Source organism: Bacillus sp. SRB3LM, from assembly GCF_015712745.1.
Taxonomy (GTDB): Bacteria; Bacillota; Bacilli; order Bacillales; family Bacillaceae_G; genus Bacillus_A; species Bacillus_A thuringiensis_K.
Map to the genome: position 1 here is coordinate 48,738 of NZ_VWVQ01000078.1, position 17,610 is coordinate 66,347.

Below are 17,610 nucleotides of genomic sequence, written 5' to 3' on the forward strand. Positions count from 1 at the left end.
TCTTGTCTGTAAATCGATATTCCTTGTCGAATCGTTGATATAAATTCCTATACTATTAGCATTTTGAAGGAGCATCTTTTGATTTACTTTTAAACATTATAACGTTATATTTACTTCTTCCTTTTTTTATGTTACGCTAAACGTGTGAAAGAGACATAAAATGAAACTTTAATGTAAGCGCATTCTTATGGCTTCTTATAGAAAAGGGTGGAAGTACAATGACAGAACGATTCGTACTACGTAATGTGAAACGTGTGAACGGGGAAGAGATTGACATTGTAATTGAAAATAATAAAATCGCACAGGTGACGAAAGCTGGTGTTGGTGAGGGTGGAAAGGTTCTTGATTACTCTGGTACTTACGTATCGAGTGGTTGGATTGATTTGCATGTTCACGCTTTTCCAGAGTTTGATCCGTATGGCGATGAGGTTGATGAAATTGGCGTTAAGCAAGGGGTAACGACAATTGTTGATGCGGGTAGTTGCGGTGCTGATCGCATTGCAGATTTAGTAAAAAGTAGAGAGCAGGCAAAAACGAATTTATTTGCCTTTTTAAATATTTCTCGCATCGGTTTGAAACGAATTGATGAATTATCCAATATGGAATGGATCGATAAAGAGAAAGTAATAGAAGCAGTAGAAAATTATAAAGATGTAATCGTTGGGTTAAAAGCGAGAATGAGTAAAAGTGTCGTTTGTGATAGTGGAATTGAACCGCTTCATATAGCGCGCTCTTTATCTCGCGAAACATCATTACCGATTATGGTACATATCGGTTCAGCGCCTCCTCACATTGAGGAAGTTGTACCTCTTTTAGAAAAAGATGATGTCATTACACATTACTTAAACGGGAAAGAAAATAATTTATTTGATGAAGAAGGTAAACCGTTACCTGTATTACTAGATGCAGTGAATCGCGGTGTGCATTTAGATGTTGGACATGGTAATGCTAGTTTTTCATTTAAAGTAGCAGAGGCCGCAAAGCGTCACGATATTGCTTTTAATACAATTAGTACAGATATTTACCGGAAGAATCGCGTGCACGGTCCCGTGTATAGTATGGCTCACGTTCTTTCGAAATTCCTTTACTTAGGTTATCCGCTAGAAGAAGTAATTGACGCGGTTACGAAAAATGCAGCAGAGTGGCTGAAAAAACCAGAGTTTGGCCGCATTCAAGAAGGAGATATTGCAAACTTAACTTTATTTACGGTGAAAGATGAGAAGGTTACGTTAATAGATTCAGAAGGGGATCAGCGCATTGCTGAAAGAAGAATTGATACGAAAGGGGTTGTAATTAATGGGTCATTCATTGAATGCTAAGTACGGATTAAAAAGAGTGATTAATGCGAGTGGTAGAATGAGTATTTTAGGTGTATCTGCTCCGACAGATACAGTTATGGATGCGATGAAACATGGGGGACAAAATTATGTGGAAATTGCTGATTTAGTAGATAAAGCAGGAGACCATATTGCAAGAATTCTAGATTCAGAGGCAGCGGTCGTTGTGAATTCAGCATCGAGCGGAATTGCGCTTTCTATCGCTGGTATCGTTACTGAAGGAAATCGCCGTAAAAGTGAAAGACTTCATCAAGAGGTAATCGCGAAAAACGAAGTGATCATGTTAAAAGGTCATAACGTTCAATACGGTGCTCCAGTTGAAACGATGATTTATTTAGGCGGAGGAAAACTTGTAGAAGTTGGCTACGCAAATGAAGGGAAAGCAGAGCATATTGAAGATGCAATTGGTGAAAATACAGCAGCGATTCTATATGTGAAATCGCATCATGCCGTGCAAAAAAATATGATTTCTGTTGAAGAAGCATGGGAAGTCGCGCAAAGAAATAACGTACCACTTATCGTGGATGCGGCAGCTGAAGAAGATATTCAAAAATATGTGAAGTATGCAGACCTTGCCATTTATAGTGGTTCAAAGGCAATTGAAGGGCCTACTTCTGGTATTGTTGGCGGGAAACGAAAATATATTGAGTGGCTGAAAGTGCAATTACATTGCATTGGAAGAAGCATGAAAGTTGGGAAAGAAACAACTTTTGGTTTACTTCAAGCACTTGATGAGTACGGAGTAAAAGAAGATAAGAGTGAGCAAGAAAAAGAGTTATTACAAGTACTTATGCCGCTAAAAGAATTAAACGGTGTAAATGTAACAATCGTTCAAGATGAAGCGGGAAGAGCAATCTTTAGAGCACGTATTCATATTAACGAAAAAGAGTTAAATAAATCGGCAAAAGACGTTGTGACAGCATTACGCGAAGGAGAAATTGCAATCTACACACGTGATTACGGAGTAAGACAAGGATTCTTTGATATCGATCCACGTCCACTTCAAGGTGATGACATACATGTGATTGAAGAAAAATTGAGAGAAATTGTAGGGGGAAATTAAAATGACAAACATTCAAAAACGTTTTTATAAAGGCCGCGTAGCATTAAATGTATTAGCAAACAATATAGAAAATGCGAAAGATATTTTTGAAGCAGCAGAAGGTTATGTAGTAGTAGGCGTATTATCAAAAGATTATCCAACAGTAGAAGAAGCTGTTACAGCGATGAAAGCATACGGAAAAGAAATTGATGACGCTGTATCAATTGGACTCGGAGCTGGAGATAATCGCCAAGCAGCAGTTGTAGCTGAAATTGCGAAGCATTATCCTGGTAGTCATATTAACCAAGTGTTCCCTTCAGTTGGAGCGACACGTGCAAATCTTGGCGGAAAAGATAGCTGGATTAATAGTTTAGTATCACCAACAGGAAAAGTAGGGTACGTAAATATTTCTACTGGTCCAATTAGTGCAGCAGGGGAAGAAAAAGCAATCGTTCCAATTAAAACAGCGATCGCACTTGTACGTGATATGGGCGGAAATTCATTGAAATACTTCCCAATGAAAGGTTTAGCTCATGAAGAAGAATATCGCGCAGTTGCGAAAGCTTGTGCGGAAGAAGGATTTGCATTAGAGCCAACAGGCGGAATTGATAAGGAAAACTTTGAAACAATTGTACGTATTGCGCTTGAAGCAAACGTAGAGCAAGTTATCCCGCACGTGTACTCTTCTATTATTGATAAAGAAACTGGCAATACGAAAACAGAAGATGTTCGTGAATTATTAGCAGTCGTGAAGAAGTTAGTTGATCAATATGCGTAAGAAAATTGCAGCGTTCGGCGAAGTAATGATGCGCCTGCAAGTACCAGGATATGAATTGTTGTCGCAAGCAAACACATTAAATTACTCATTTTCTGGTACAGGTGTGAACGTGGCAGCAGCACTTTCTCATCTAGGGCATGAAGGGCTTCTTATTTCAACTTTACCGGAAAATTCGGTTGGGGATGCGGCATTATCTTACATTCAAAAGTTAGGTGTGCAAACCTCGCTTGTTTCAAGAGGCGGCAAATATGTCGGTATGTACTTTTTAGAAAATGGATTTGGTACACGTGCAAGCCGCGTTACATATTCAAATCGATTAGAAAGTAGCTTCAATACGGCATGTGAAGAAATGTATCAATTTGAAGAAATCGCAAAGGAAATTGATATCGTTCATTTTTGCGGCATTACACTTGCGATGAATGATACGGTGCGCCATCATATGAAATCTTTGGCGAAAGCAGTGAAAGAAAACGGAGGAACTGTCGTCTTTGATTGCAACTATCGTCCATCTCTTTGGGGAGAAGACGGGTATGAGCAGGCGAAACCACATTATGAAGAAATGCTGGCTCTTGCTGATATCGTTATGATGAACGAAAAAGATGCGATGTTTGTTCTTGGAATGAAAACAGAAAAGACGGAGCGAGAGGCGCAACTTGTTGATCTTATTCCAAAGGCAGCTGAAACATATCATATCGCTACAATCGCTGGTACACATCGCTCTATTAATAGCGATAATACACACTCGCTTCGCGGATTTATATGTAAAGATGGTGCGTTCACTTTTGCAAAAACACTTACGTTTTCTGTATATGATAGAATAGGTGCTGGAGATGCTTATACGAGCGGGATTATTCATGGCGAGATAGAAGAGTTTGCACCAGAGAAAGCTGTTTCATTTGCTTCAGCAGCTGGAATGCTTGCACATACAATCGTCGGTGATACGCCAATGTCATCAGAGAAGGATATACTTCGGGCAATGACGACATCAGTAGGTGATGTAGAAAGGTAGTGGGTGTAACGGTGAACGTAACGAGAAAAAAAGGACCATTATATTTACAAATAAAAAATATTATTCGTGATCGAATATTGCATGGTGTATATGCGATTCATACAAATATTCCTTCCGAACCACAGTTAGAAGAAGAGTTCAAAGTGAGCAAAATTACAGTGCGAAATGCGATTAAAGAACTCGCTCAAGAAGGATATTTGGAAAAGAAAAGCGGTAAAGGAACGAAAGTCATCCGTAACACTTCTGCGACAAAGTTGTCAAAGGGAAAGAAATTTACTGAAGTGTTAGTGGAAGAAGGCTATAAAGTACAGAAGAAATTGCTAAAAGCAGAAATCGTTCAGAATGAAGAAGGAACAGTGCCATTTCAATTATTCGGTAAAGAGAGTTTTCGTATTGAACGTTTATATGCGTTAAATGATGCACCGTATATTCATTATACGCACTATTTCTCAGCGAAAATGGCAAGTACAGATTTATCGGATTTTGATTTACAATCGCTTTACGATTTAGTCGAGGACCGAGGCATTCATTTAGAAAACTTCAGAGATGAATTCGCTGTTGGACTTGCGTCTAGTTTCGTTGCAGAAGCGTTAGGTGAAAAAGAGGGGACAGCGCTATTAAAACGTATGCGTTATTCTTACGATGAAGTTGGCGAAGTAATTGAATATAGCGAAGGCTACTACAATACAGAAATGCAGCATTATGTAGTGAATTATGACGTATAAAAAAGAGGGTATTTGGTATTATCCCCTATAGGTAGACAGTAAAAAAAGAGTCCATCTGATATGATGGACTCAATACTGTTTTATCTGGAGGGGATTTTTTTATGGCAAGAAAAGGACAATCATTTCAAAAATATACAGAAGAACTAAAGCGAGAAGCAGTTCGTCTTCGATTAGAAGAGAGAAAATCATTGCGAGAAATTCGTGAACAACTCGGTGTGAAGAGCGATGCCCAGATTATTGAGTGGGTAAAACGTGCGCAACAGGGGGAGTCCTTTGATGATCAACGTGGTGTCTGGAATCGAAAGAATTTTAATAGTCTAGAAGAAGAAAATGCTTATTTGAAGGCACAGGTTGAGTATTTAAAAAAGCGCAATCCAAATCTACATGGGAAGGAATGGTCCTAAAGAAAGAACGATTTTCTCTTATCGATTCATTACGCCAAGCCTATCCACTCCGATGGTTGCTTCAAATCGCGGAAGTTTCTAAGGCTGGCTACTATAAATGGCGGAAATATCATAACGTGCAGCGTTTACGTCAGAAAAGGGATAGGTGGCATAAAGAACATATTTTATCTATTCATCGTCAGCACCCTTACTATGGGTATAAACGTATGACTCGTGCTTTGGCTCGAGAAGGAATGGTAATGAATCATAAACGTGTTCGTCGTCTTATGAGAGAGCTGGGTATTCAATCTATCATTCGAAAAAAACGTCCGTTTTATGGAAGAAAAACATCTGTGGTATTTAAAAATCATTTGAATCGAGAGTTTCAAGCTGAAAAGCAAAACCAAAAATTCGTAACAGATATTACTTATGTACGAATCGGAGAACAATTTGCCTATTTGTCAGCTGTGTTAGATCTATACAACAATGAAATTGTTGCCTGGAAGCTATCTTCAAGAAATGATTTAGATTTGGTTTTAACTACATTACGTCAATTAGAAGGGAAGTCATTAACTACTAAGCCCCTTTTCCATTCAGATCAAGGGTTTCAATATACATCTAAATCCTACGCAAAACAGTTAGAGAAATTAGGATTTGTCGGTAGTCATTCTAGACGTGGAAACTGTTTTGATAATGCGTGTATCGAATCATTCTTCTCACATTTAAAAACAGAGAAGTTGTATTTAGTGCGCCCAAAAACATATGAAATGGCCTACCGAGCAATTCAAGAATATATTCAGTTTTATAATACAGAAAGATTCCAAGAAAAACTTCACGGCCTTTCCCCGATAGAATATCGGGAAAAGGCCGTGGCATAATACTCTTTTTATTACTGTCTACTTGACAGGGAGATGACCATGTAGAAATTTCTCAATATTCGTCGATGAGGATGTGTGCTAAGATACAAGTGGATGTAAATTCCTTTCCGTTGTTTGTAAGTTTATATATAAAGAAGAGACGCTTTCATAAAGATTGCGTTTTTTCTTTTTTGTCTTATTATAAATTTTGAGAATGAAAAGAAAAACATACAATAGACAAAGAAGGAAGCTTACAAAAATGAGTTTCCGAATCGCTTTTATTTTTTATCTATCTTGTGGGAGCTAATAGAAAGGAATTAAAATAAAATATACTTGTTACTATGTTGTTGTACCCACACTTATATCACGTTTAGCATGGTACTACATATAAGAATAAGATACAGAAACAATCCCATGAGAAGTATATATTTCATATAAGTTGTATCATAGAAATCACTAAAAAAAATGACACTTACAATTGTAATCAACATAATAGATAATAAAACGACTGGATGCAAATTGAAGTGACCCCCGAAAAGGGGACACCAATCAAAACACCTAAACCACTTGTTCCCTAAATTCTTTAGGGGATAGGTGGTTTAATTTTTCTTGAATTCGCACACAATTGTAGTAATGAATGTATTCTAGCACAATCTTTTGCACAGTTGTGTTGGATACTTTTGTTATCTCTTGTGAATAGAAGGCTTCACTTTTTAAATGACCAAAGAAGCTTTCCATGACGGCATTATCATGGCAATTTCCTCTCCGGGACATGCTGGTGATCATGCCGTTTTCTTTGGCATACGCTTGAAATTCTTTTGCTGTATAAATACTTCCTTGATCTGAGTGAAGAAGGACATCTTTTACTTTTCGCCCTCTCATTGCTTGTTTTAATGTCTTCATCGCTAATGTCAGTGTTTGTGATTCGCTGATGACACAACTAATAATTTCACGATTAAAGGCATCCATAATCGTTGATAAATACAAGGTACGCTCTCCAAATAAGAGATACGTCACATCCGTAAACCACTTTTCATTTGGTCTGGATGCATCGAATTGGCGCTCCAATCGATGAGGGGATACCATTGGCTCCGTACCATTGATATATTTCTTTTTCTTTCGACGTACTTTTGAAAGAATGTGATTTTGTCTCATGATTCGTAATACTTTTTTATGATTGACACACAGTCCCATTTTTCGAAGAGTAGCGGTCACTCTTCGATATCCATACCGGAATTTATGCCTAAGACAAACGTCCTTTACTTTCTCTTCTATACCATCTTTCAAATCTTCCGTTCGTTGTAACCAACGATAAAATGTGGAACGGGGTAATTCTAATACGTTACACAATTCTTTTACCGTTATTTTTGTTTTTACATTTTCCCATAAAGCAACTACAGTTTCTGGTTTCAGCCCCTTTCGATTTCCAGATACTTTCCCCATACAAGTAATTTTGTTTTTAGATGTTTATTTTCTAAACGTATCTGTTCTAATTCACTGAGCTCTTTTGGTCCTTTTCCATAAGAATATTGTTTTCCTACAGGTTGTTGAAAACGATACGTTTGATCTGTACGATACCATTTCATCCATGTCTTAATTTGGGAAACATTTTTAATTCCGAGTTTCTCCATAATTGTACGATTTGAGTAGCCGTCTTTCTTCATTTCAATCACTTTCCACTTTGTTTCTTCTGGGTAATGAACTCTTGTCTTCAAACGAAAAACACCTCCAATGAATTTGCATACTTAGTATGCGAATTCAGGAGGTGTTTTTTTCATGTACCACTATTCGGGTTCACTTCAAATAGAGTGGGTTTTTGGTTACATAGATGATGTAACAAGAAAAAGAGATTACGAATAGTAAGAAAGCAACGAAATTAGATTTATACATAAGAGAATTCCTTTCTCAAAAAATGCATACAAATATTGACGAATTGTAGCGAATCCGTGTGGGATTTGTACGAAAGATGTCGAATTAAACGTTTGTTTAAAACATAAAGATTGGGATAAAAGCCCTATATCGTTGATGCATCAACATTTTATCGTCAAGGAAATCCCCTTGATAGGTAGTATGTATTCGCCATATGTTGCAATTTAATCATGGGATCATAAAAAATAGGAAAAAAGATTGAGCGAATGCGCCCAATCTTCCAAATGACAGCTTACCACAGCTTATAGAATATAATAGCAAACATATATCCATTTGTCTCAATACGTTTATTATTTCGCATCTTCAAATACATGCAATGCATCTTTACGGAGCTTATCTTTTTCAGTATCTGACCTTTTGAAATCGTATTGATATAAAGCGGATTCCCAATCCCCATACATCGGATTCGGGAACACAATAAATTTTTCTCCAAATGCTTCGTGTATCGCTTCAACTGATTGATTTCTATCTTGTACAGATTTCTCATCAAATCCTGTAAAATCAGATAAATTATCTCCAAAGAATAGAATAATATCATGTTCTGTCGCAACTTTCTTTCTGCGTTCTTCCTTCCCTTTTTCTTCTTTTCCCTGCAATAAGACATGCTCCTTATCAGCTTGCGGGATATTCAGATTCTGTAAATTTTGTAAGGTAGCATCTAATTGACTTTGTTTGCGATTTGAAATGTAGTAGATCGCCACACCTTTTTTATTTGCATATTGTAAAAAGGAAACGGCACCAGGAAGATCTTCTGCTTTCGCTTGTTGAATCCAATCCTCCCATTTATAAGGAAATCCTTTCTTCTCTTTTACTGTCATGGCTTGATACGGACTATTATCCACGACAGTTTCATCTAAATCTAAAACGATGGCAGCCTTTTTCTCGGTACCTTTGGCAAGTGCTGCGTCTAATTTCATCTTTCCGATATTATATCCTTGATGATAGAGCGCTTTGACTTCTCCAGCGGTTTGATACCAAGCATCTGCCATCACTTGTTGTTCGGTTAGTGAAAATGGTTGTTTCGGCTGTGTTTGTGGTGACTGACACCCTATAAGAGAAAGAGAAAAAAGTGTTAGAGCTATACTTGTTTTGAAAATGGGTTTCATTGTGTATCACACTCCTAGTTGTATATTTTGTATGGTATGCGCTTACTTTACGGGAATTATATTAAAAATACAATGCTCTTTTATTAGAAAAACACCTTCAATTATTTTAAAGGTTCTTATAGGGTTGTGTACTCGTTTTAATTCGTTCACATGCTTTTCCTACTCCGCATAAATTAAAAACGTTTACTAGTCAATCTGAAGAGTTTGTTTCAAGTGAGTTCGTATACAGTTGGTACACAAAACCATTCGTTTCATATAGATTGGTTGTATCAACATGATCAAAACGGTTCTGTTGTTGTTCATTTTCAATTGCATTCCTCCCCATACAAATCTCCTTTAAAGTTAACCTGAATACTTAAAAAACTTTGATACAACTTAGGTTAACCTAGTTAACATGGGTCAATTCATTTGAATCAAATAAAAAACTAGTTCAGGTAGAAACCCAAACAGAACAAATTCAATGAAAAAATTCGAACTGTATATACATTTGGCTTTTTTTAAAATAAAAATCACAAATGTCTTTGTGTAAGTATTATAATTGGTATAGAATACAAAAAATCATTTTTCTTTTAACTTGTACAAAAAGAATCTATTGTATAACTGTCTTCTTCCCGTAAAAAATATAGGAGAGGATTGGTATATTGAACAAATCATTGTCTAGTGGTTCTAATCAATTATTACAAGAAATCGATCAGAAAATGAGGATAATTGAGTCTATGCTTATCCTTCGTTATATTTCTGGGCATGTGGGCATGTGCCTACAGAAGAAGCATATGAGGTCCATCAAATGTTGATAGAAGTATCTCAATTGTTACTCACGTTGGAACAAGAGCCCAAAATGGCATCACTTGCAAAGTGTTTAAGTCTACAACTACAAACCATCCAAGAAGAATACAATAGAATAATTGGATAGGTTAAAAACGGCATTATAATTATGAATATTTTTAAAAATAAAAAATCATCACGTTGTTTTTAGCCCTTTTTGGGGAACGGCAACGATTCCTTCTTTTTGGGGCCACTTATAAAAAACACATTAAATTTCAAATACTATTTTTATCTCCAGAGGATACCTCCTTTTACGGTTTTAAAAGAAAATAGGATAAATTACTTTTGTTTTGAATTCATATATCTTTTGATAAGGATAGGAAGAAAAACTCAAAATGATTCTAATTTTTGCATTCATCTACTTGAAAGATGAATGCTTTTTTTCGTACATAATAAAAAAATAAAACATTTTTGTCACAAAACTCGTCTTTCTGGGTTCTTTATAATACAGGCATCAAATGAGAGTGAGGTTTTAACTGACATGTTAAAGATAAAAAAGGAAGAAAAGCCTGTCTCGGATCTGACATTTGAAGATTTATTTAAGCAATATTACGTTTATGTTGTGAAACAAATTCTATGGATTGTGAAAAAACAACCTATTGCTGAAGAATTAGCACCAGAAGTATTTTTACAGCTATATAGAAATGATTGGAAGACAATTGAAAATGTATCTGGTTGGCTCATAAAATCTTCTACTTATGTTGCATATAAATATTTACGATCCGAAAAAAGGCATCAGGCGAGAATAGATAAAACGATACAACACCATGAGGTTCAACCTATCTCATCATTAGATGATGATTGGATTAGAAAAGAAGAGATTACAAAAGTACAAAACGTACTTAGTCATATGAATGAACGAGATCGAACCATATTGTTAATGAAATTTTCTGGTTTTCAATACAAAGAAATCGCAGACGTACTTCATATTGACATATCTGTTAGTAACGGTGGTAAAATCCTTTATAACAACGGTTCCAAATTCCCCAAAAATAACGGACAATGGTTTCAAAACGACAATGATGGAGTGGAGAAGCTATGGTCAAGATTGGGGAATTTTTTATGATCAGAGAATTGGGTTCTGGTGCAAAGAAAGGATATGTTCCCAAGAAAGAATGAGGATTCCTACTGGGATCATTCTTTACGCTGTTAATCCAAATAATTGATGAATAAATTCTTTTTGATTTTGAACAGACTGATTCCGTAAATCAACCTGTTCTTTTTTTATCATATGCATGGCTTCTACTCCTGCAAGAATACATGTCGCTGTGGCAAAAGATTTAAATCCTAACATAGAGCGTACACGTTTTTTAATGAACCGGTGGTCTTGCTCCACTACGTTATTTAGATATTTTATCTGTCGAATTTGAGTGCCTAACGGCACTTTTTTCTCTTTTTTTAATTTGGTGATGGCAACTGGATAAGCAGGATTTTTATCAATTGTGATGGTACGAGGTTTTGAGACATGAAAAGACTGCAAAGCTTTCTTAAAGAATCGCTTTGCAGCCTTATGATTTCTAGTTTTGCTGAGATAGAAGTCAATCGTATTTCCCTTAGAATCAACCGCACGGTATAAATACATCCATTGCCCTTTTATTTTTATATATGTTTCATCCACTCGCCATGAATCATTTGTTTGTTTCAGATGACGTCGAATACGTTTATCCAGTTCCGGTCCGTATTGATAAACCCAACGCATAATCGTTGTATGAGACAAAGATAACCCTCGTTCCTTCATCATTTCTACCAAATCACGAAAACTTAAGTTGTACCGCAGGTACCAACGTACTGTTAATAAAATAATATCTGGTTGATAATGTTTCCACTTAAATAAATTTTCTGGGCCCATACTGATCACACACCTTTTTGAAGTAGTAGTAGTACCAGTATAGCCAAATTTAAAAAACACATTTCAAACATTTTGTTTTTTTGCACCAGAACCATTTCTCTTATCATATGGTGTATAGAACCAAAATATATTTTGGTGTAAGTAAGAATGAAAACGTTAAAGAAAAGGAGGAGAATTTATGTCACAACCCAATATGCCGAATATTACCCCCAATATATCATTAACAAGAGATGATGTAGTCAATTTATTATTGGCTTCTATTGCCATGGAAGAAATGGGTTTATCCCATATTATTAACGCAGAAGGAGAAAAAATTCAATTTGCTTTAGGAACGTTACCAGGCCAAACAGGTCCGGCAGGTACCTTACAAGATATTTTAGCCGTAAATGAAAGTACGCAAAGCATGATGGAGACCCTTTTCAAAAAAGAAATGATGCTAGAATCTAAAATGAAAGCAGCTGCGAATATTCCAACATTACAAGGACCCACTGGTCCTACTGGTGCAGCCGGTGACGTTTTAAGTATAAATGGTGTTACAGCAGGACCGACCGGAAATGTTGTGTTAACAGCCAGTTAAGTAGGTGCTTTTCCTTATACAGCAGTTCCTTCCAATACAGATTTGAATACGTTGACAACACCAGGTGTCTATAGTTCCAATGGGGCAGCTGGTCCACCAATTAATGCCCATAATACCAATTCAATCTGGACTGTATATGTATCTGCGATTACGCCAGGAGTGGGAAGTCCTTCTATTCTACAATTATTTATTTCAAATCCATCTATTTATGTACGAAGTCAGACAAATGGCACATGGAATCCATGGCAACAAATTGGGGCTATGGGACCTACGGGAGACACAGGGCCTATTGGAGACACAGGCCCAACCGGAGATACGGGTCCTACGGGAGATACGGGTCCAACGGGAACTTTTATGAATTCCGCTGCATTTTTTGCCCTAAATTCAAATCAGACAGTAGCAGGTGGAAATGCCGCTATTAAGTTTGATGATCAATCTGTAAATATTGGATCAGATATCACATATAACCCAGCAACAGGTCTCATAACTGTAACTGCTGGAACTTATTTTATTGAGTACAATGCAAATATAAGAGGGAACGCTGGGACAACACAAATACCTCAGATAGGCCTGCGTGACGGTAACAATGTATTTGGACGTAATAGAATATCAGTCCATTCGCTTTCTACAACAGACGTTTTCTCAATATCTGGAGGAACTATAATTACAACTCCTGCAGCTGCACTTTCATTAGTAAATTCGGGTCCTCAGGTGGGTGGAACTTATGATTTAGTTGTAGTGCAGGGTGCCACTCCAGCGGCTACGTTACGTATAATGAAAATTAGATAGAGGTATGGCAACCAAAAGCAGAATACGTGACCACATGAAGCGATGATTTTTTGTATAAAACGTTGTATACACAGTCGTTATTAGAGCAATATGTCTGGTTGGTGGCAGATTAAGCATATCATATATGGATTCTACATCAGCAATTGGCTCTTTGTTATCAAGCCTTGGGTGAACAAGAACAAGAAATTGTATCAAAATGTAATGAGAAATCGGGCTTAACCGCTCCCAAATGATAGTTTGTATGAAAATTTAAATTGGTAGTGGGGAAACTTAGACAATTCGGCTCTGCCGTCTTTGATGGCAGGGTTGAATTTATTGGAAAGTATGATGTTCCACATTTTTTTGAATCCACAGTTAATGTTTTGAGAAATGATGTATTGGAATGATTCCGTAACTTATCATTTCTTTAGTCCCTATTATAAATTTCATCATCAAAATACAGCTTATCCATAAAATTATTCACGATACCATTGAAATAGGGAAATTTTTCTTTTTTATGCGGACCTCAGCTTTTATTTTCATCGCAAATTCGTTCGTAGCCTTTACACCAATATGTAATTCTTGTTCTTTATCAAAAGCGGTTTGCCCTGTTATATGATTCACTACACGTTTACAATGCTTCACTACTTTCCAAAATTCTTGAATGTTTTTCGCTTTTGAATAAAAAGCAGAGGCTAAAGAAACAAAACGCTCTGGTACCTAGTGAGCAACGAAATCAGCTTGTTCAATATTCTCTTGTGGAGTATTGCTATGCTTATTACTATTACGTTTGTTTATATCTTTTATATTTTGTTTTAATGGTAGGAAACTTTGTAGGAATTTTTGTATCTACCTTGTCGGACACTTCTTCCACAATTGGTTGAATGATAATAGCATTAGAAGTTTGAAGCATATCTTTTTTACGTTTCATTGCTACTTGAGGTGGTACAGTAAAACTGGAACACAGTATAGAGATAAATTATTCTATATAAGAGGTGTTTCAGATGAAAAAACAGTATGATGAAACGTTTAAAAAACAATGTGTTGAATTGGTAATCAAAGAAGGGCGTACAATTTCCAGTATTCAAAGAGAATTTGATCTAGGACATGGGACTCTTAATTCATGGATAAAAAAATATTCTTCTCCACTTTTAGATAGTAAGGGAACTGATATGGCAGAACTACGTTCTTTACGAAGAGAAATCCAGGCATTAAAAAAGGAAAATGAATTTTTAAAAAAGGCGGCAACCTTCTTTGCCAAAAACCAAAACTAACACGTTTTCAGTTTATCAAACAATATCACCACATATTTGGAGTGCGCTGGCTTTGCTATCGATTACAAGTGTCTGCGAGTGGTTTTTACGACTATTTTCATCGTAAAGCCACTGAAGGTCAGAAACAACGTAAAAAGACAGCGGCTTATATTGTCATGCAATTTAAACGTTTAAAAGGTAGAATGGGGTATCGAAAACTGTACCGTTATCTTATAAATAGAGATGTTATGGTGAGCTTATCTCAAGTAAGACAAGCTTTATGTCGAGCTGGATTAAAGTCAAAAGTTGTCACGTATTATAAAAAAAGAAAGCAAGACCATTATACATTCCCAAATGTACTAGAGCGCTCCTTTAAACCTGGTAAGAAAGACGTTCCAACAGTTGTATGTGATATTACAGAATTTCGTTTAGTAAATGGATTGAAAGTGTATTTTTGTGCTGCATTAGACATTAGCACCCGGCGGGTGCTTGGTTACTCTTTGGATACTCACCAAGATGCGCAATTAGTAAAGGACACAATTCAGCAAGTTAAAAATGTTTATGGAAGTCACAAAAAGATTTTATTTCATAGTGATCAAGGATCCCAGTTTGCCAGTTATACAGTTACTGATTTTTGTAAGCAACAAAAGATTCAACAAAGTATGTCCCGCAAGGGGAACTGTTGGGATAACGCTGTGATCGAATCATTTTTTAGCATCTTTAAACGTGAATGTTTGCATGGAGAAAAACTGATTTCTCTCGCTCAAGTAACTCAGTTAGTAGCTGAATTTATTTATATGTATTACCATTCCATTCGTCCGCACTCATCATTAAATGGAATGACTCCGTATCAGTATTCAAAATCAATTGCATAATCTATTTCATGTTCCAGTTTTTCTTGACCAGGTCAAGATTCTTCATTAAACGTTGTACAGTTTTATATGAAACTTCCATTATGTCAGCAATTGAATTTTTGCATAGGAAACTAACACTTACATATTTACAGCTGTGGCGTTTTAAAATTTCAAGTAATGTAATGAGTTTAAATTGTACGTCGGTACGCTTAATGGACATACGGATATTATCTCTGTATGCACGTATAGGTTTGTTTAGTTCTTCTACTTCTTTGAATGTAGAAAGGTTGTGGAAGGTTTCTTTCGTTGCGATAACATTGATTGTCTTTTTCATAGACTAAGAGCTCCTTTGTATAAACAAAAAGCAACGTCACCAATAATTTGGTAAACGTTGCTAAAGAAACCCTACATGATGTACAATAATTCATGAGAGTATGGCCAGTGTTTACCTGGTTGTGTCAGGTGAATGGTATATATAGTGTGGGTCGCACTGTACATATACGCTGTACTTTTTATTATTAAAATTTAACCTTGTAGGAATACATCATACATAAGTGACTTTCTAATAATGGGGCTGCCCACAATTTGCCCACATACTAATCATTTTGTAACTTTTTTAATCCGTAACAGTAAAAAACATAAAGTAAATCATTGTTAATTTATAAGGGTTTTGATAAGTTTTTCGGTTAGTATCTTAAGACGAAAAAGAAAAAGTATTTGTGTCAAGAAAATATGTTTCTTCATAAAAAAAACATTCCCAATAACTACTTATGTTTAAAAGCATTTCTTTATATCTCCTTTGATGTAAATATTAATAAAAAAAAGGAGATATACAATGTATACTATGATTAAAGAAATATTTATAAGAACTCCATTATGGGTATGGATATTATTATTCATTTTAATAAAAAGGGGTATTGCTATTTCTCAAGAAAGACCAATTAATTTATCTAAAATGTTCCTTGTTCCCAGGATCTTTATGATATGGGGATAGATAAAATTATCACTAAATTTTCTTACTTAGGATATTGTTTAATAAGCTATACGATTTTCATTCTTCCAGGCATTTTGATTTGCTATTTGTTATATGCAAAATATCAAATTTTATTCAAGCAAGAGACGGTTACATTCAGGAAGAAATGTTACCTTCCATTAATAATTATATTGATTAATTTCTTTGTAAAATATCTCTTAAATGTAACTTTAAGAATTTGTTCATCATATTATAAAAATATTTCGTTTAATATAATTTATTCTGCCATAAGTGGACTATCTGTAGGCTTATTTTTTGGAGGAATATTCTACACATTTTATATACAATCAAAATTAAATAACCTTATCTTAAAATCATAAAAAAAGAAGGGAAAGACTTTATTGAAACTAAAAAATCGACTGCATACAGGTTTAGGAACTGGTTCATTTATATACATGATAGTTTTACTATCAAGAAACTATAATATATGGGATATGTGTAGCAATGGAACAAAATCACGCAACAAGCATTAGCGGATATTAGGAACCTATTCGTATAAAGAATTAGGTTCCTTTTTGTTTGTTTCTTCATATGTTAATGTACGTAATTGCCCATCTTTTACTTCTTCTGGGAGAACAAATGAATACCGACCTACTATGTTAATGCGTTTATGGCTTAATGGTGAAAGTCTAGATATATCATCATTATCAATTGTATAACCGCGATTTCGGAGTACTTGTAACGCAGATTCTATATATCGTGTATTCCATACAATAATTGCATTTACTACTAAACCTAATGCGCCTAATTGCTCTTCTTGTCCTTCTCGATAGGGTTGATGAAGTTCTCCATGTTTGCCGTAAAATACAGCCCTCGCTAAACTATGCCTTGCTGCTCCTCTATTGAGTTGATTTAAAATTTTAAGACGATAATTTTCATCATGTAAATATAAGAGTAAATAACGTGTTTTAAAGAGGCTCCCCAATTCTCCAATTGCTCGCCCTAACATAGTTGGTTTCCCATTGACTTCGTTTATTTCGATAACGAGAAAAGCTTTGAGCATCTAGATGAAGTTGATTTGCCATATATGTAATAACCGATTGTGGTACATTTGTAGGATCAGATAAAAATGTTCCTAAGAACCTAACGGTTCCTAATTGAACAGCGAAACCAAGTTGATTATGCTCTCCACGACGATTCCATATCAGTTCTTTGTCTGTATCATCTAACCCAAAATATTTTGCTAACTGCTCTGATGTTGGGGGGGACACAAAAACAACCATATTTTTCTTCTTGTTCAGGTGTTAAAAAATCTACAGGCATAACCCTTGTTCCTCCTGTTACA

At 35.7% G+C, this 17,610-nt stretch carries 16 protein-coding genes and 4 pseudogenes; 12 read left to right on the forward strand and 8 right to left on the reverse strand.

All coding sequences use genetic code 11. The features are described from left to right. Positions 1 to 218 precede the first annotated feature (218 nt). From F3I02_RS23910 to F3I02_RS23935, 6 genes are all read left to right on the forward strand, one after another. On the forward strand, positions 219 to 1,319 hold the full coding sequence (locus tag F3I02_RS23910; protein WP_000139978.1) for an amidohydrolase/deacetylase family metallohydrolase: 1,101 nt from the start codon (positions 219 to 221) through the stop codon (positions 1,317 to 1,319). Next, positions 1,297 to 2,400 (forward strand): DgaE family pyridoxal phosphate-dependent ammonia lyase, encoded by a 1,104-nt coding sequence (locus tag F3I02_RS23915; RefSeq protein WP_000510103.1) that lies wholly within the window; start codon positions 1,297 to 1,299, stop codon positions 2,398 to 2,400. Before F3I02_RS23910 ends, F3I02_RS23915 begins: the two co-directional genes overlap by 23 nt. A 1-nt stretch (position 2,401) precedes the next feature. Further along, the gene (gene dagF, locus F3I02_RS23920) at positions 2,402 to 3,157 is read left to right on the forward strand and encodes a 2-dehydro-3-deoxy-phosphogluconate aldolase (RefSeq protein WP_000181913.1); all 756 of its coding nucleotides are present in this window, start codon (positions 2,402 to 2,404) and stop codon (positions 3,155 to 3,157) included. Beyond that, entirely contained in the window at positions 3,150 to 4,166 is a 1,017-nt protein-coding gene (locus tag F3I02_RS23925; RefSeq protein ID WP_001227506.1) for a sugar kinase, read from the forward strand. The genes dagF and F3I02_RS23925 overlap by 8 nt, the downstream gene beginning before the upstream one ends. Beyond that, positions 4,166 to 4,891: a GntR family transcriptional regulator gene (locus tag F3I02_RS23930; RefSeq protein WP_196478493.1), complete on the forward strand. Its 726-nt coding sequence runs from the start codon at positions 4,166 to 4,168 to the stop codon at positions 4,889 to 4,891. Before F3I02_RS23925 ends, F3I02_RS23930 begins: the two co-directional genes overlap by 1 nt. Before the next feature lie 101 nt (positions 4,892 to 4,992). Beyond that, positions 4,993 to 6,152 (forward strand): IS3-like element ISBth8 family transposase gene (locus tag F3I02_RS23935; protein WP_196477519.1). Its coding sequence is split into 2 segments (ribosomal slippage): positions 4,993 to 5,251 and positions 5,251 to 6,152, totalling 1,161 coding nucleotides; the frame shifts between segments, so codons are not numbered across the junction. 537 nt (positions 6,153 to 6,689) lie between these two features. Here the strand turns inward: F3I02_RS23935 and F3I02_RS23940 are convergent. The 3 genes from F3I02_RS23940 to F3I02_RS34485 all read right to left on the reverse strand — a co-directional run bounded on the left by F3I02_RS23940 (position 6,690) and on the right by F3I02_RS34485 (position 9,491). Further along, positions 6,690 to 7,846 (reverse strand): IS3 family transposase gene (locus F3I02_RS23940; protein WP_196477871.1). Its coding sequence is split into 2 segments (ribosomal slippage): positions 6,690 to 7,594 and positions 7,594 to 7,846, totalling 1,158 coding nucleotides; the frame shifts between segments, so codons are not numbered across the junction. A 504-nt stretch (positions 7,847 to 8,350) separates the two neighbouring features. Beyond that, the gene (locus tag F3I02_RS23945; RefSeq protein WP_196477520.1) at positions 8,351 to 9,166 is read right to left on the reverse strand and encodes a 5'-nucleotidase, lipoprotein e(P4) family; all 816 of its coding nucleotides are present in this window, start codon (positions 9,164 to 9,166) and stop codon (positions 8,351 to 8,353) included. Positions 9,167 to 9,356: 190 nt separating this feature from the next. Then, a complete protein-coding gene (locus F3I02_RS34485) occupies positions 9,357 to 9,491 on the reverse strand; it encodes a hypothetical protein (RefSeq protein ID WP_269061755.1) in 135 nt (44 codons plus the stop codon). A gap of 462 nt (positions 9,492 to 9,953) precedes the next feature. Between F3I02_RS34485 and F3I02_RS34490 the strand changes: the two genes are divergently transcribed. Together F3I02_RS34490 and F3I02_RS23955 are read left to right on the forward strand one after the other, a co-directional pair. Then, positions 9,954 to 10,079, forward strand: a complete 126-nt coding sequence (locus F3I02_RS34490; protein ID WP_269061756.1) for a hypothetical protein — start codon at positions 9,954 to 9,956, stop codon at positions 10,077 to 10,079. 393 nt (positions 10,080 to 10,472) lie between these two features. Next, a complete protein-coding gene (locus tag F3I02_RS23955) occupies positions 10,473 to 11,057 on the forward strand; it encodes an RNA polymerase sigma factor SigX (RefSeq protein ID WP_230876756.1) in 585 nt (194 codons plus the stop codon). A gap of 75 nt (positions 11,058 to 11,132) precedes the next feature. Here F3I02_RS23955 and F3I02_RS23960 read toward each other — a convergent pair whose 3' ends face one another. Next, positions 11,133 to 11,840 carry an IS6 family transposase gene (locus tag F3I02_RS23960; protein ID WP_196477570.1) on the reverse strand — a complete coding sequence of 236 codons (708 nt, stop codon included), beginning with the start codon at positions 11,838 to 11,840 and terminating at the stop codon, positions 11,133 to 11,135. 178 nt (positions 11,841 to 12,018) lie between these two features. Between F3I02_RS23960 and F3I02_RS23965 the strand changes: the two genes are divergently transcribed. Together F3I02_RS23965 and F3I02_RS23970 are read left to right on the forward strand one after the other, a co-directional pair. Then, positions 12,019 to 12,417, forward strand: a complete 399-nt coding sequence (locus tag F3I02_RS23965; protein ID WP_196477838.1) for an alpha-helical endospore appendage domain-containing protein — start codon at positions 12,019 to 12,021, stop codon at positions 12,415 to 12,417. Positions 12,418 to 12,468: 51 nt separating this feature from the next. Then, positions 12,469 to 13,206 carry a hypothetical protein gene (locus F3I02_RS23970; protein ID WP_196477837.1) on the forward strand — a complete coding sequence of 246 codons (738 nt, stop codon included), beginning with the start codon at positions 12,469 to 12,471 and terminating at the stop codon, positions 13,204 to 13,206. A gap of 406 nt (positions 13,207 to 13,612) precedes the next feature. Here the strand turns inward: F3I02_RS23970 and F3I02_RS23975 are convergent. Beyond that, positions 13,613 to 14,125, reverse strand: a pseudogene (locus F3I02_RS23975) (helix-turn-helix domain-containing protein); the annotation flags it as partial. A gap of 64 nt (positions 14,126 to 14,189) precedes the next feature. On the opposite strand from F3I02_RS23975, the gene F3I02_RS23980 reads away from it, so the two are divergent. Together F3I02_RS23980 and F3I02_RS23985 are read left to right on the forward strand one after the other, a co-directional pair. Beyond that, positions 14,190 to 14,459, forward strand: a complete 270-nt coding sequence (locus F3I02_RS23980; RefSeq protein WP_230876755.1) for a transposase — start codon at positions 14,190 to 14,192, stop codon at positions 14,457 to 14,459. Continuing rightward, on the forward strand, positions 14,414 to 15,313 hold the full coding sequence (locus F3I02_RS23985) for an IS3 family transposase (protein ID WP_196477923.1): 900 nt from the start codon (positions 14,414 to 14,416) through the stop codon (positions 15,311 to 15,313). Before F3I02_RS23980 ends, F3I02_RS23985 begins: the two co-directional genes overlap by 46 nt. A 34-nt stretch (positions 15,314 to 15,347) precedes the next feature. Here F3I02_RS23985 and F3I02_RS23990 read toward each other — a convergent pair. From F3I02_RS23990 to F3I02_RS24000, 3 pseudogenes are all read right to left on the reverse strand, one after another. Further along, a pseudogene (locus F3I02_RS23990) lies at positions 15,348 to 15,626 on the reverse strand (hypothetical protein); the annotation flags it as partial. 1,186 nt (positions 15,627 to 16,812) lie between these two features. Then, positions 16,813 to 17,292: pseudogene (locus tag F3I02_RS23995) on the reverse strand (Tn3 family transposase); the annotation flags it as partial. Then, positions 17,285 to 17,588 (reverse strand): annotated as a pseudogene (locus tag F3I02_RS24000) (DUF4158 domain-containing protein); the annotation flags it as partial. The pseudogenes F3I02_RS24000 and F3I02_RS23995, both read right to left, overlap by 8 nt. Between the last annotated feature and the right edge of the window lie 22 nt (positions 17,589 to 17,610).